Origin of the sequence: Paenibacillus oryzisoli (assembly GCF_050467285.1) — a bacterium.
Taxonomy (GTDB): Bacteria; Bacillota; Bacilli; order Paenibacillales; family NBRC-103111; genus Paenibacillus_E; species Paenibacillus_E oryzisoli_A.
Genome location: NZ_JBCMUN010000004.1, coordinates 142550 through 155489 on the forward strand (window position 1 = coordinate 142550; position 12940 = coordinate 155489).

14 protein-coding genes are annotated in these 12940 nt (G+C 52.2%); 7 read left to right on the forward strand and 7 right to left on the reverse strand.

Going from position 1 to position 12940, the window contains the following annotated elements:
• Nucleotides 1-50: 50 nt before the first annotated feature.
• Genes ABE504_RS05285 through ABE504_RS05295 form a run of 3 tightly spaced genes read left to right on the forward strand, consistent with a single transcriptional unit; the run spans nt 51 to nt 2500 of the window.
• Nucleotides 51-779 (forward strand): ABC transporter ATP-binding protein, encoded by a 729-nt coding sequence (locus ABE504_RS05285; protein WP_430085493.1) that lies wholly within the window; start codon nt 51-53, stop codon nt 777-779.
• Nucleotides 776-1804 (forward strand): ABC transporter permease, encoded by a 1029-nt coding sequence (locus ABE504_RS05290; protein WP_430085496.1) that lies wholly within the window; start codon nt 776-778, stop codon nt 1802-1804. The genes ABE504_RS05285 and ABE504_RS05290 overlap by 4 nt, the downstream gene beginning before the upstream one ends.
• 39 nt (nt 1805-1843) lie before the next feature.
• Nucleotides 1844-2500 carry a TetR/AcrR family transcriptional regulator gene (locus tag ABE504_RS05295; RefSeq protein WP_430085499.1) on the forward strand — a complete coding sequence of 219 codons (657 nt, stop codon included), beginning with the start codon at nt 1844-1846 and terminating at the stop codon, nt 2498-2500.
• A gap of 67 nt (nt 2501-2567) precedes the next feature.
• Here the strand turns inward: ABE504_RS05295 and ABE504_RS05300 are convergent, their stop codons facing one another.
• Both ABE504_RS05300 and ABE504_RS05305 read right to left on the reverse strand, forming a co-directional pair.
• A complete protein-coding gene (locus ABE504_RS05300) occupies nt 2568-3740 on the reverse strand; it encodes an MFS transporter (RefSeq protein ID WP_430085502.1) in 1173 nt (390 codons plus the stop codon).
• Between the two features lie 33 nt (nt 3741-3773).
• Entirely contained in the window at nt 3774-5015 is a 1242-nt protein-coding gene (locus tag ABE504_RS05305; RefSeq protein ID WP_430085504.1) for an MFS transporter, read from the reverse strand.
• Nucleotides 5016-5187: 172 nt separating this feature from the next.
• On the opposite strand from ABE504_RS05305, the gene ABE504_RS05310 reads away from it, so the two are divergent.
• Nucleotides 5188-6657, forward strand: a complete 1470-nt coding sequence (locus ABE504_RS05310; protein WP_430085507.1) for an aminotransferase class I/II-fold pyridoxal phosphate-dependent enzyme — start codon at nt 5188-5190, stop codon at nt 6655-6657.
• Nucleotides 6658-6760: 103 nt separating this feature from the next.
• Nucleotides 6761-7180 carry a DUF1885 family protein gene (locus ABE504_RS05315; RefSeq protein WP_430085510.1) on the forward strand — a complete coding sequence of 140 codons (420 nt, stop codon included), beginning with the start codon at nt 6761-6763 and terminating at the stop codon, nt 7178-7180.
• 66 nt (nt 7181-7246) lie between these two features.
• Here the strand turns inward: ABE504_RS05315 and ABE504_RS05320 are convergent, their stop codons facing one another.
• From ABE504_RS05320 to ABE504_RS05330, 3 genes are all read right to left on the reverse strand, one after another.
• Complete coding sequence (locus ABE504_RS05320; RefSeq protein WP_126144431.1) at nt 7247-7558, reverse strand: DUF1292 domain-containing protein; 312 nt, start codon at nt 7556-7558, stop codon at nt 7247-7249.
• A 91-nt stretch (nt 7559-7649) separates the two neighbouring features.
• A complete protein-coding gene (locus ABE504_RS05325) occupies nt 7650-8264 on the reverse strand; it encodes a stalk domain-containing protein (protein ID WP_430085513.1) in 615 nt (204 codons plus the stop codon).
• Between the two features lie 79 nt (nt 8265-8343).
• Complete coding sequence (locus ABE504_RS05330; protein WP_430085516.1) at nt 8344-9228, reverse strand: alpha/beta hydrolase; 885 nt, start codon at nt 9226-9228, stop codon at nt 8344-8346.
• 136 nt (nt 9229-9364) lie between these two features.
• On the opposite strand from ABE504_RS05330, the gene ABE504_RS05335 reads away from it, so the two are divergent.
• Nucleotides 9365-10114, forward strand: a complete 750-nt coding sequence (locus ABE504_RS05335) for an MBL fold metallo-hydrolase (RefSeq protein ID WP_430085518.1) — start codon at nt 9365-9367, stop codon at nt 10112-10114.
• A gap of 174 nt (nt 10115-10288) precedes the next feature.
• Entirely contained in the window at nt 10289-11893 is a 1605-nt protein-coding gene (locus ABE504_RS05340; RefSeq protein ID WP_430085739.1) for an ATP-binding protein, read from the forward strand.
• A gap of 5 nt (nt 11894-11898) precedes the next feature.
• Here ABE504_RS05340 and ABE504_RS05345 read toward each other — a convergent pair whose 3' ends face one another.
• Both ABE504_RS05345 and ABE504_RS05350 read right to left on the reverse strand, forming a co-directional pair.
• Nucleotides 11899-12336, reverse strand: a complete 438-nt coding sequence (locus ABE504_RS05345) for a GNAT family N-acetyltransferase (RefSeq protein ID WP_430085521.1) — start codon at nt 12334-12336, stop codon at nt 11899-11901.
• A gap of 81 nt (nt 12337-12417) precedes the next feature.
• Nucleotides 12418-12876, reverse strand: a complete 459-nt coding sequence (locus ABE504_RS05350; RefSeq protein ID WP_430085524.1) for a divergent PAP2 family protein — start codon at nt 12874-12876, stop codon at nt 12418-12420.
• Nucleotides 12877-12940 lie beyond the last annotated feature (64 nt).

Consider the following 12940-nt stretch of genomic DNA (forward strand, 5'->3'; position numbering starts at 1 on the left):
CAATACAAAAATGAGTGATTACTCACTTTTAATGGAAGAGGTGCTTCACTTTGCCAACCCCGCCCTTGATTCAAGTCCAGGACGTCTCCAAGCAGTTTGGCGACAAGGTCGTGCTCGAGCATATCACCTTAACGCTCCCGAGTGCGCAAATTTTCGGTCTGCTGGGACCTTCTGGCTCCGGCAAAACGACACTCGTCCGAATGATCGCAGGCATCGATGCCCCGACCTCCGGCTCCGTCGATGTGCTGGGCCAGCGGATGCCGCAGCTCGCCATGCTCTCGCGCATCGGCTATATGGCGCAATCGGATGCGCTCTACGCCGAGTTGACCGCGCAGGAGAATTTGGAGTTTTTCGCCTCGTTGTATGGGCTGGGCGGTGTCAAGCGCAAGCAGCGGATTCAGGACGTCATGGAACTCGTCGATCTGAGCGCGCACGTGAAAAAGCAGATCCACCATTTCTCCGGCGGCATGAAGCGACGCCTCTCCCTCGCCATTTCGCTATTGCACGAACCGCAGCTGCTTATTCTCGACGAGCCGACCGTAGGCATCGACCCCGTGCTGCGCAAATCGATCTGGGAGGAGCTCACGCACCTCAGCAAGCAAGGCACCGCTATCGTCGTGACGACGCACGTCATGGACGAAGCGGAGAAATGCGACGTGCTCGGCATGATTCGCGACGGACGCCTTACCGCTGTCGGTACGCCAACTGAGCTAAAACAGGCAACGGGATCTGCAACCATTGAAGAAGCGTTCCTGTCTTACGGAGGTGCACGCGCATGAGAATACGGGCCATTGTGATTCGGATTTTACGACAATTTTTCCATGATAAACGTACCCTCATGATGATGCTCGTCGCCCCGATGCTCATTCTGTTTATGATGTCGCTCGTCTTTAACGGCGATACGTACGTGCCTAAGATTGGTGCTGTGAACGTGCCCGCTCCGTTTGTACACAAGCTTCAGGACTTGAACACGGAAGTCATCGCCTATTCGTCCGAAGATGCTCAAACCGAGCTCGACCACAACCGGCTGGATGCGGTCATCACCATGAACGGCGCAGCGCCGCAAGTCCAGCTGGAAGGCAGCGATCCGAGCAAGAATAGAGCCATCCTGTTCCTGCTGCAGAAGGCCGTGCAAAATGCTGTCCCAGCAAGCGCCGCTGCCGCCATGCCGACCATTACGTATCTGCACGGCTCCGCCGATATGGCGGCTTTTGACAATTTCGGTCCTGTGCTCATCGGCTTCTTCGTGTTCTTCTTCGTCTTCCTGCTGTCCGGCGTCGCCTTCCTGCGGGAACGAACCGGCGGCACGCTGGAGCGACTGCTTGCCACCCCGCTGCGCAGATGGGAAATCGTCGTCGGGTACATTCTCGGCTTCGGCATTTTTACGACGCTGCAGTCGGCGCTCATCGCCTGGTTTGCCACAAGCGTGCTAGGCCTGATGCTGGTCGGCTCCTTCTGGTACGTGCTGCTCATTACGCTGCTGCTGGCGTTAACCGCGTTGTCCTTGGGCACGCTGATTTCGGCCTTTGCCAATAACGAGTTCCAGATGATTCAGTTCATCCCGCTCATTATCGTCCCGCAAGTGTTCTTCTCCGGCTTGTTCAGCCTAGATACGATGTCCGTCTATTTGCGCTGGATTGGCACGATCATGCCGCTCAAATACGGTGCTGACGCACTTAGGAACATCATGATACGCGGCGCTGGCTGGGACCGCATCTGGTTCGATGTCCTGGTGCTTGCGCTGTTCACCATCGTCTTCATGGGACTGAATATAGTGGCGCTCAAGAAACATCGTAAGATATAATAGAGCGATGTCGAAAGTTTATGAAGCGAGGTAAGGGCAATGTCTGACATAGAGCCGTGGCTGGCGGAGCTGCTGCGCCTGAACGATGAAGAAGAGAAAATGACGGATAAACAGATCAAGATCGTGCAAGCCGCTGTCGAGATTTTCTCGGAAAAAGGGTTTGCCGGCTCCTCCACCAGCGAGATTGCGCAGAAAGCTGGCGTAGCCGAGGGAACCATTTTCCGCCACTATAAAACGAAAAAAGAACTGCTGCTCTCGATCGTGGCGCCGATCATGGCAAAGCTTGTCGCGCCATTTGCTGTCAAAGATTTTACCAAGGTCCTCGAGGCTGATTACCCGGACGTCGAGCAGTTTTTACGCGCTGTGCTGCGGAACCGGTTTGAATTTGCCCGCAAGCATGTTCATGTGCTGAAAATCTTTTTGCACGAGATTCCTTTCCATGCTGAGCTGCGCGAGCAGTTCAAGGACACAGTCGCTCCGCTCGTGTTGGAAAAGGCGTATAAAGCCATTCGCCACTTTCAGGCGCAAGGCCAGCTCATCGAGCTGCCGCCTCCTGCCACCATGCGAATGGTGGCCACGACCATGATCGGCTTCGTCATTTTCCGCTTCCTGCTGCTGCCTGAGAATGACTGGGACGATGAGCTGGAGCTGGAACGGACGATTCAATTTATTTTACATGGCTTGACGCCTCGGTAAAGACAAAAAAAGCTGCACACCGCTCTCCGCTTACCGGAGTTGCGATGTGCAGCTTTTTTGCGAGCAGCTAGACAGCCTGCTGCGCTCTTACCTTGCGGCGATCCGTCAGGATGAACCGCTGCAGCAAGAGCAGTGCGGCGAGGCACAGCACGCCGCCGATGATGAACGGCAGCTCGTGCGCGATGGCGAACACGGCGCCGCCGAGCAGCGGCCCCATGATGCGGCCGAGGCTGTCCATCGAGGAGCTCAGGCCCGAAGCGACGCCCTGCCCTACCGTCGTCCGCTGGGTAATCAGCGACGTCACGCATGGACGAATGAGCGCGTTGCCTGCGCCGAACACAGATAAGTAGATCGCGGCCGTCGCCACGCTGCTGGAATACAGCAGCAGGAAGAAGCCAGCCGCCGACAACACGAGCCCGACGCCGATCACGAACGGCTCGGAGCCTTGCTTCACCAGGCGGCGCACAACGCCGCCTTGAATGAGCGCGCCGACCACGCCGCTGGCAAGGAACATCATGCCGATGTCGAACGGCGTTGCGCCGATTTTATCCATCTGGTAGTACTGGAGCGTTGCTTCCAGACCTGCCAGCGTGAACGTGACGAAGAACGACAGTACGAACAAATACTTCGACGAGCCGGAGAAAGCGGTCCAACGGGAAGGCGCTTTCTCTTTCACAGAACGGCGCTTGTCCGGTGTAAGCGATTCCTTCAACACCGTAAATGCAAGGACGAACGAAGCCAAGGAAATCGCAGCCGCCACGAAAAACGGCGTATACGTTCCCCACTTGCTGACGATCCCGCCGATCGCCGGACCAAAAATAAAGCCGAGACCGATCGACATCCCGACCATCCCCATGCCTTTCGTCCGATTCTCGACGGTTGTAATGTCTGCGACGTACGCAACGGCACATGCCGTTGCCGCACCGGAGAACAGTCCGCCCAGAATCCGCGACACGTACATAATCCACAGATGATCATTGGCCACGCCAAAAATGACGAAACTGACACTAAATCCTAAGAGTCCAATCAAAATAATGGGTCTACGCCCGATCCTGTCCGACAATCCGCCCCAAAACGGCGACATAAAAAAAGACACCGCCGAGTAAACCGACAGTAGCAGCGCATTATGGTACTGCGCGCCCGCGCCGTTTACCACTTCCGGCATAATCGGAATAATGATTCCGAAGCCGACGAAAATCGTCATCAACAGCAGCATGATGACTCCAATCTGTTTGCCCATGATGCCTAATGCCTCCAACCTATCATTTTCTTATTATCGTACCATACCTTTTTTGGGGATGGAAATGAACATTTGAAGAACAAGCAGCACCACGAGCACGCAGCCGCTCATCACAAACGGTGCGTGGTAGCCATACACGTCCCACAACTTGCCGGAGACAATCGGCCCAATAATCATGCCAAGGCCCTCTATTGTTAGAAAGAAGCCCCACACCGCCCCCCGCTTCTCCGGCGGAATCGCCGAAGCAATCAGTGCATTCCACGAAGGTATAATAAACGCATACCCGATGCCAAGCAGTCCCACAAGCACGTAGAGTGAGGTCATGGACGTCACATACGTAAACAGCAGAAGCGCTGCAGCAGCGCAGGAGAAGCCCGCGATCAGGTATGGACGAATGCCGGTCTTATCAACAATTTTGCCCATCGGAAGCAGGAAGACGACGGTGATCGCGCCTCCTGCGATCAGAAACATACTATATTGAAGCGAAGACAGCTTCAGCACATCCTTGGCGTAGAGCGTCAATATCGGCGTCAGAATGCCGAGCGCGAACGTCTGGGCGAACATCAATGGAAACATGAGCGGGCTGACGGTCATGGAGCGGCGAACTTCCTGCAAATACTGCCGAACTCGCACGCCGAGCGGCAGTTTGGTCCCTTCTACCTCCACCTGTCGCTCCCGGGTTTCCGCCCTTTTCTTCCTCGGCAGCAGCAGCGCCGTCACGACTACGATCGTCATGCAGCCGAGCAGCAGTCGAAACGAAGGTCCATATGCACTGCCATGGATAAAGAAGTTAATCACAACCGGCCCGAGCCCCACGCCGGACAGCCATGCCATATAAACGACGCTCAGCACCGTCGCTTTGCCGTTTTCACCGGCCACCTCAGTCGCGCCTGTGATGACGCACGGCCACAGCGGTGCTGTGCCAGCGCCGAGCAGCACACACGCCAGCACGATCCAGGCGGGGCTCATCATGATGGCCATCAGGATGACGGAAATGAACGTGCACAAGACGCCTGACAGCATAATCGTCCGATAGCCTAAATGATCGATTAACCAGCCTACAGGCGTTCTCAGCGCATTATCGCCGATATACTGCGCCGCCAGCGCCCAGCCGATCATAAAGGCCGAGGCGCCGAGCGACGTTTTCAGATACACAGGCAGGATCGTGATCAGCAAGGCCCCTTTTACAAATTCAACGATGAACATAATGATTAATAATTCAATGACAAAGGGGGAAAATTTCCCCGCTTTAGCCCTATTTGTCACGGTTTCCATCCGGGTTTCTCCTTTACTTCACGAATTTGGCAGGATGACTGTTAGTTTCGCCTAAAATCGTACAAACTATTTTCAAAAAATTAGCTTGCATGCGCGGCCCATTTTGTTATACTCAATTAAGTTTGTTCATTATTCGACAAGCAATCTACGATAGAAGGGAAGCGATATTCAGGTGGATCATACCCTTACTCCCCTGTTCAGTGCACTGCTTCAGCATGCAGAGAAAAATCCAATTCAGTTTCACATTCCTGGCCACAAAAAAGGGGTTGGCATGGACCCGGAGTTTCGCGCTTTTATCGGCGACAATGCCCTGTCCATCGACCTCATTAATATAGCACCGCTCGATGACCTTCACCAGCCGATGGGCGTCATTGAGGAAGCGCAGAAGCTGGCTGCGGATGCGTTCGGCGCCGACCATACGTTCTTCTCCGTCCAAGGTACGAGCGGAGCGATCATGACGATGATCATGTCTGTCTGCTCCGAAGGCGATAAAATCATCGTGCCGCGCAACGTGCATAAATCGATTCTGGCGGCGATTATTTTCGTCGGCGCTAAGCCTGTCTTCATTCAGCCGCTGCGCGACAAAAACCTCGGTATCGACCATGGCATTCCTGTCCGCTCGGTTCGCCGCGCGCTTGAGAAGCATCCCGATGCCAAAGCCGTGCTCGTCATTAACCCGACGTATTACGGCGTCTGTACAAATTTGAAAGAAATCGTGGAGCTTGTCCACACTTACAATATTCCGGTGCTCGTCGATGAGGCGCACGGCGTGCTGACGCATTTCCATGACAAGCTGCCGATGTCCGCAATGGAAGCCGGCGCCGACATGGCGGCCACCTCCGTACATAAGCTCGGCGGCTCCATGACGCAAAGCTCCGTGCTGAATGTACAAGGGCCGCGCGTTAATCCGAAGCGCATTCAAACGATTATGTCGATGCTGACGACAACGTCGACGTCTTACATTTTGCTCGCATCACTGGATGCATCCCGCCGCCACTTGGCCTTGAACGGCCGTGCCATGGCGGAGCGTACGATCGAGCTTGCTCAGCATGCACGATGTGCCATTAACGAAATCCCGAATCTGTACTGCTTCGGAGATGAGATTTTGGGCGAGGAAGCAACTTTCACTTACGACCCGACCAAAGTGTGCGTTCACGTGCGCAAGCTCGGCATTACCGGTTTTGAAGTCGAGAACTGGCTGCGTGAGCATTACAACATCGAAGTTGAAATGAGCGACATGTATAACATTCTGTGCCTGATCACGCCTGGCGATACCCGCGAGGACGTCGAGACGCTGCTGACGGCGTTGCGCGAGCTTTCCCACATTAACGATGACGTGGCCGAAGTCAAAGAAGTGGTCATTGAAGTGCCGGCCATCCCGCAATTGACGCTAACGCCACGCGACGCGTTCTATGGCGAAACGGAAGTCATCCCGTTCAAAGAATCCGCCGACCGGATCATTGCGGAATTCATCTACGTGTACCCGCCAGGCATTCCGATTTTGCTGCCAGGCGAGGTTATTACCCAAGAGCTGATCGACTACATCGTCGACCATGTAGAAGTAGGGCTGCCTGTCAAAGGTCCCGAAGATCGCAGCGTTCAGAACGTCAAAGTCATTGTCGAGACGCAAGCGATCTTCTAGCTTCGTTGTCCCTAGCCCACCGGCTCCCTGCAGGGATATATTGTAAAACCGTTTTCAGGATGCTATGATAGGGAAGATGTTTAGCGAATGAGGTGATCAAGGAATGGCTCAAAGCGCTTATATTAAATTCGTATCTGGATCCGCCGTCTCCGCTCTTACCTTGGATGAAATCAAGGAAAAGCTGTTGCATTACCGTGATCAGCTCGGTCAAACCGCCAAGCAGCTTGGCTGGGAATATGACGAGGCCGGTTTTCCGTATACCATCGAGACGAAGCCGGAAGGCGAAGGCAAATGGTTTTATCTGAAAGGGACGAATGCGCTGTACCGCAACATCGTCATTGGTGTCGGCTCGGAAGGAAGCCCGGATGAGCAACGCCATTACGTGCAGTTCGTCCTGCCCGACAACGCAACCCATGGGGACAAGAGCAAGGGCAACGAATATTGCAAATATCTCAGCAAATTATTGAAAGCGGAACTTCATTTATTCAATGGCCGGACCATGTATTTTAATCCTCGCAAATAAAGCAAAATTAAAACCCCCTAACAGATCGCTAGGGGGTCTTCTTTATCGCTTATGTACGAATTGCGCTTATTCGTCGCCTTCTTGGGCTACGATTTCATTGTAAATCGTTACGACGCGCTCCCATTCTTGCTCATCTTCAATGTTGACCAAATAAGCCTCTTCGTCTTCTTCTTCAACACGGAAAATGACGCCATCAGCGTCCGGATCGTTGCGATCAAGCAATACCGCGTAAGCTTGATCTTGAGATTGGAAGGTATAGACCATCACCATCTCATGCTCTTTCCCGTTCTCGTCCGTTACGATAAAAACATCTTCCCCATGGTCGTGATCGTGGTCACAGTCCGGGCCGTGTACATGATCATGCTTCTCATCGCTCACAGGCAGAACCTCATTTCATCAAATAATAGTTACCTCAATATCCTATCATTTTCGCAGATAGAGGTCAAACCAGTTCGCGTGAGGGAATATGCTATTCGGATTGAATTTGCTTCTCGGATACGACGGCGTAGTCGCTGCTTCCGCTCTGCATTTCAAAGCTGACCACATAGGTGCCATACTCATCGAAAGATACGCCATAAAGCGGCACTTTTAACCAAAACGACTCCTTGGATTCGGTAATGGATTTCTCGACCGGCGTGATAACGCTTTTGCCGCTTGGGGAAATCACGGAAACTCTGACCGAGTTAATGCTCGTTTTCAAATTATCCACTTGCGCAAAGACGATAAAGTCCGCGGACTTGCCCCGCTCCACAACACCAAACGGCACAATGGCCGAATCTTTCTTCACTTCCGTTGTAAAGAACATATGCACATTCGGTTTATACAAATAAGCGGTTTTGCTGGCATCATCCCAAGTGACGAGACCTTGCAGCGAATTCGTCACCGCGCGCAGCGGAAGAACGGTCTTCCCGTCAATGATGAGCGGCGGGACGTCCGAATCGGCAAACTCTTTGGTATTCCCGTTCACAACAAGACGGGCAATACTGTATCCTTTATACTCCCCCCAAATCGATGAGCCTACCACTACGGCTGTACTCAATGTAAACAACACAACCATCAACGCAAAAATCCGTTGAACTTTCATTCTCTAGCCCTCCAGCCTCGTTAGTCATCTGTCTGTCTGCATCTTTATACTCCGGCCAGGAGGAAGAGTTGCGTCAATTCTAAAATTTTGATAAAAAATTCAACAAACGCTTGACGTACGCTTCAGCATACAATCGGTAGCTCCCAACATGTCCCGCGCCGGTCGTCGTCCACAGCTCAAAATGCGCCGGATGACGGTCATACATCTGGACGCTGTTCGAGCTGGGAATGGCCGGGTCGTCATGGCTGTGAATGAATAGAACCGGCCTCGGGGCAATCCGGTCGACAGCCGTCAGGCCGTCCACAGCGTGCGGATTTATACCGACCAACCGGGGCAAAAACGTCAAGATCAGCGGGGTAAATGGGATCCGCGGCAGCCCTGACCACACCGGCAAATTTTCCACTAAATAAGGATGAAGCTGGCTGAACGCGCTGTCGGTGATCACCCCAAGGACAGCTTCCTCCTCAGCTGCGGCCAGCAGTGAGGCGCTGCCGCCCATGGAAAAGCCAAGCAGCACGATGCGCGAAGCGATATGCGATTTCACCCAATCAATCGCGCCGAGCACGTCCTGCTGTTCCAGATAGCCGATGGTGGTCGTCGTTCCTTCCGACAGCCCGGAGTTGCGAAAATCAAACATAAGCACATGATAGCCGGCCTCCACCAGCTGTTGCGTAAGCGATAGCGCAGGCAGCCCCATCTCCAGCCGATTGCCGGCATAGCCGTGCGACATGATAATTGTCATGTCTTGCGGCTCATGTACAGCTTCAAAAAACCAGCCGTCGAGACTGACATCCCCCAATCGGCTTGGAAAGACGATCTGCCTAGGCGCGAGTCCGTAGTCGGCTGGCCCTTCTTCCAACGGCTTTCGTTTCGGATGCGTCAGCCGCCATCCCACGAAGATGGAAACGCCGACGATCAAAGCGATTACAACGATCACAATACTCCCTGCGATTAACCAAATCATGCAGATCAACACCTTTTAATGAAATCAATTTGAATATCCCTTTTCACGGTCTCGTCAAGAATAAAGGTTGAAGTCTCCCAGCGCACATGCTACATTAGAAAAAGATGGATTTTTGTCGAAAATCGGAGGCGGATTCATGAGTTTGCACATTCAGATGTTGGGAACCGGCAGTGCGTTTGCTAAGAAACACTATAATAATAGTGCTTTGCTTCGCACGCAGGACAAGCAGGTTATGATCGATTGCGGCTCATCGGTCCCACGCTCCCTGCATGAGCTTCAGATCCAGCCGGATCGGATCGATGGTATCCTGATTACCCATATCCATGCAGACCACGTAGGCGGACTGGAAGAAATGGCTTTCCGTCTTCTCTACGAATTTAGCCGCAAACGCACCAAACTGTTTATAGCGGAGTCGCTGGCTGTTCCTCTTTGGGAGAACACGCTCAAGGGCGGATTGTACAGTCCTTCGGAAAACTTCCTTACCCTTGAAGATTACTTCGATGTCGTCCTGCTGCCTGAGCGTACGCCCGTCGAATTGTTTCCGGGTTTAACCGTAGAGATCATTCAGACGGAGCATATCCAGCTGAAACCTAGCTATTCGCTTTTCATTAATGACCGTACCTTTTACAGTGCAGACATCCGGTTTAATCCCGAGCTGCTGTTTGGTGAAGTGATTCAACAACGAAATTGTCACACCATTTTCCATGATTGTCAATTAAGCGGTCAAGGCTTCGTACACACGACATTAGAAGAACTGTTGACACTGCCGGAAGAGGTCCAGCAGCGGATCTACTTGATGCATTACGACGATTCGATGCAGGATTATATCGGTCGGACCGGCCAAATGACCTTTGCCCTGCAGCATCAAATCATCGACCTGACATAGTTTTTTTCGACAAAAACCTTGGACTTTTGCGTCTAAAGGTTTTTTTTGTCCAATTCTGCTTAAGTTTACATTAAGTTTCCTGTCCGGAGAAGGGATTTTCTGATAAACAGAGAAATTGTCACACAAAAGTGTTTGCACGGTGCCAATCTGCTAGGAGGTCGTTGTGTGGTTACGATGTGGATTTATTATGTCTATGCTTGCTTATATTCAGCTTTCGCCTTGTATCAAGACACTGCCGTCAGCATCCCGTTGATGTTGACCGGACTCATCCTTTGTTTATTGACGTATCGCTTGCAAAAAAGCCACCGTATCATCCCTTGGCTTCATCTGCTGAGCATCTGTCTGCTGCATGCGGCAGGTCACTCTAATCTATGCTATCCACTCTACGTTTTAGCCCTCGCCCGTTTTTCATTCATCACGCCGGATAAAAAGAAGCTTTGGACCGGCACCTTTGTTTATGCCGCTGCTTATCTTCTGATCATGAATATCTTTGTTCATTCCGAAGCCAAGACATGGCTGTACGGACTGAACTGCTTGCTGGATTTCTCGGCCGTTGCACTGCTCTGCAATACGGCGAGCGCCCAGTTTCTAAAAAAAGAACGTCTGCACAGCGAGCCCCTGGTTATCGCTCAGAAGGATTCGCTGACAGGTCTCTATAATTTTGAAGAAGCTCATCGACGGCTGGAGCAATTAATTCTAAATAAACAGTCGCTCGTTTTCATTCTTATCGATTGCAACGATCTCAAGGCGATGAATACGTCCGGCGGCTTTCAGGCCGGTAACTTCATTCTCAAGCAAATGGCCGATTTGCTGCAAATCCTGTTCAAAGACGCGCACTTCATCGCGCGATACGGTGGTGACGAATTCGCGGTCGTCATGCCGCTCGACCATATCACGCTGAAAAACGCCTCCATCCAGCTCAAGCTCGATTCCGAGCTGCCCAAGCTGACGGGCATCCAGAATACATACGGTATCGCGACATATCCAAGCGATGCGCAAACAAAAGATGATCTTATTTTACACGCCGAGCATAATCTATTTATGAAGAAGCGCGACTCGCTGCTGAAGCAGGAAGAGCATATGCAGCGCTCTGAGAAGTTACGAGTCGTCGGGGAGCTTGCGTCAGGTATGGCGCATGAAATCCGAAATCCCTTGACGACGGTCAGAGGCTTTCTACAATTGGCAAAAGCAAGCGGTTACAACATTGAAACGTGGTACAACCTGATTATGGATGAAGTGGACCGAATGAGTGATTTAACGGGGGAATTTCTGCAGTTTTCCAAGCCGCATCGTACTGATTTCCGCACGGATTCCTTGCATGATTGCATTCTCAAGGTCATCTCCCTCATGGAATCGGAGGCTACAAGCTCCGGCCATGTGATTCACTTTCAGGATATGGCGGCGGACGAAATATTCATGCTCATGGATCAGGACAAGATGACGCAGCTCTTGCTGAACATTATCAAAAACGCATGCGAAGCGATGGAAACAAACGGTTGCATCCACATACAAGTAAGCCGCGATCCGAAGAACGCGACTTTGATTATTGCCGATAATGGCCCTGGCATTCCGAGCGAATACCTGGAGCAGATTTTCCATCCGTTTTTCACGACGAAGGAGACGGGAACCGGTCTCGGGCTATCCATTTGCTATAAAATCGTGCAGGATCACCATGGGACCCTGGAAGTGGAGAGCGAGCTTGATAAAGGCACCCGCTTTATTCTGACCTTCCCTGTGGCCGATAGAGGAGATACGCTAAAAGACAATGCCGCAAGCTGATCCGGTTACAACACCTTTTTCATTCGCACGTGAAGGATGCCTGCGTCATAGAACGGCTCCTCGGAGATCACTTGGTAGCCAAGCTGCGCATAGAAGCCCTCTGCTTGACACTGCGCATCGAGAATGGATGAGGTGCAGCCGAGTTCCTTGGCTTGCTGCTCCATCGCCAGAATAAGCTGTTTGCCCAGCGAACGGCCGCGATACGCTTTCAATACGGCAACCCGCTGCAGTTTGGCCATGTGAGGCTGGTATTCGTACCAGCGCGAGGCAGCTACCGGCTCCTGGCCATTTAGGATTAGAAAATGATGGCAGGCTTCCGGCGAAGCGTCCTTCTCATCCATTTCCAAATGCTCAGGTACTTGCTGTTCCCGGACAAATACATCCATGCGGACGGCAAAGCATTGTTCTAGATGTTCTCGTGTTGTAACGCGAATCGTATCCATGTGGTCAACTTCCTCTCTAAGATCGTTTATTGATCTTATCCCATTCCCGAACTGTTGTCCACAGGATCGCGAGTCATCTTTCTACTTCTTCTCCATCCAATAGCTGCATGCGCCAATCGCAAGCCCAAACAACGAGCCTGCCAGCACTTCCCGCGGTAAATGACCGAGCCGCTCTTTCAGCGCTTTGCGCCTGCGAATATGATATATGCCGGGATGGCGTTTCGACAGTTTTTCCACTTGCACATCGAGATCGTTGACCTCCACGGCAATCTCGCCAGCCGCTCTCCGAATGCCCATTGCATCGTACATGACCACGGCTCCAAAAATTGCACTCATCGCAAAATCGGAAGCCGCAAATCCTTTTTTGAGTCCGATATAAGATGCGAGTGCCGATACGCCGGCGGAATGCGAGCTTGGCATTCCGCCAGTTTGCACTGCTTGGCTAATATCCCACTTGCGGAATTGCAGGTAATGGATGGGAATTTTCAATAACTGAGCCGCGCCAATTCCCACTAAAGCCGTTGTTAACGCTCGATTCATCGCGATCACCTCACTTCTATCATCCATCACAGATTTAGATTCTATACGCAAAGTCTGCTATACT

Bases quoted from the DNA above. Each gene is read 5' to 3' on its own strand.
- ABE504_RS05350 (WP_430085524.1), bottom strand. From the start codon at position 12,876: ATGAATCGAGCGTTAACAACGGCTTTAGTGGGAATTGGCGCGGCTCAG.
- ABE504_RS05340 (WP_430085739.1), top strand. From the start codon at position 10,289: ATGTGGATTTATTATGTCTATGCTTGCTTATATTCAGCTTTCGCCTTG.
- ABE504_RS05330 (WP_430085516.1), bottom strand. From the start codon at position 9,228: ATGATTTGGTTAATCGCAGGGAGTATTGTGATCGTTGTAATCGCTTTG.
- ABE504_RS05290 (WP_430085496.1), top strand. From the start codon at position 776: ATGAGAATACGGGCCATTGTGATTCGGATTTTACGACAATTTTTCCAT.
- ABE504_RS05345 (WP_430085521.1), bottom strand. From the start codon at position 12,336: ATGGATACGATTCGCGTTACAACACGAGAACATCTAGAACAATGCTTT.
- ABE504_RS05325 (WP_430085513.1), bottom strand. From the start codon at position 8,264: ATGAAAGTTCAACGGATTTTTGCGTTGATGGTTGTGTTGTTTACATTG.
- ABE504_RS05315 (WP_430085510.1), top strand. From the start codon at position 6,761: ATGGCTCAAAGCGCTTATATTAAATTCGTATCTGGATCCGCCGTCTCC.
- ABE504_RS05300 (WP_430085502.1), bottom strand. From the start codon at position 3,740: ATGGGCAAACAGATTGGAGTCATCATGCTGCTGTTGATGACGATTTTC.
- ABE504_RS05335 (WP_430085518.1), top strand. From the start codon at position 9,365: ATGAGTTTGCACATTCAGATGTTGGGAACCGGCAGTGCGTTTGCTAAG.
- ABE504_RS05305 (WP_430085504.1), bottom strand. From the start codon at position 5,015: ATGGAAACCGTGACAAATAGGGCTAAAGCGGGGAAATTTTCCCCCTTT.
- ABE504_RS05295 (WP_430085499.1), top strand. From the start codon at position 1,844: ATGTCTGACATAGAGCCGTGGCTGGCGGAGCTGCTGCGCCTGAACGAT.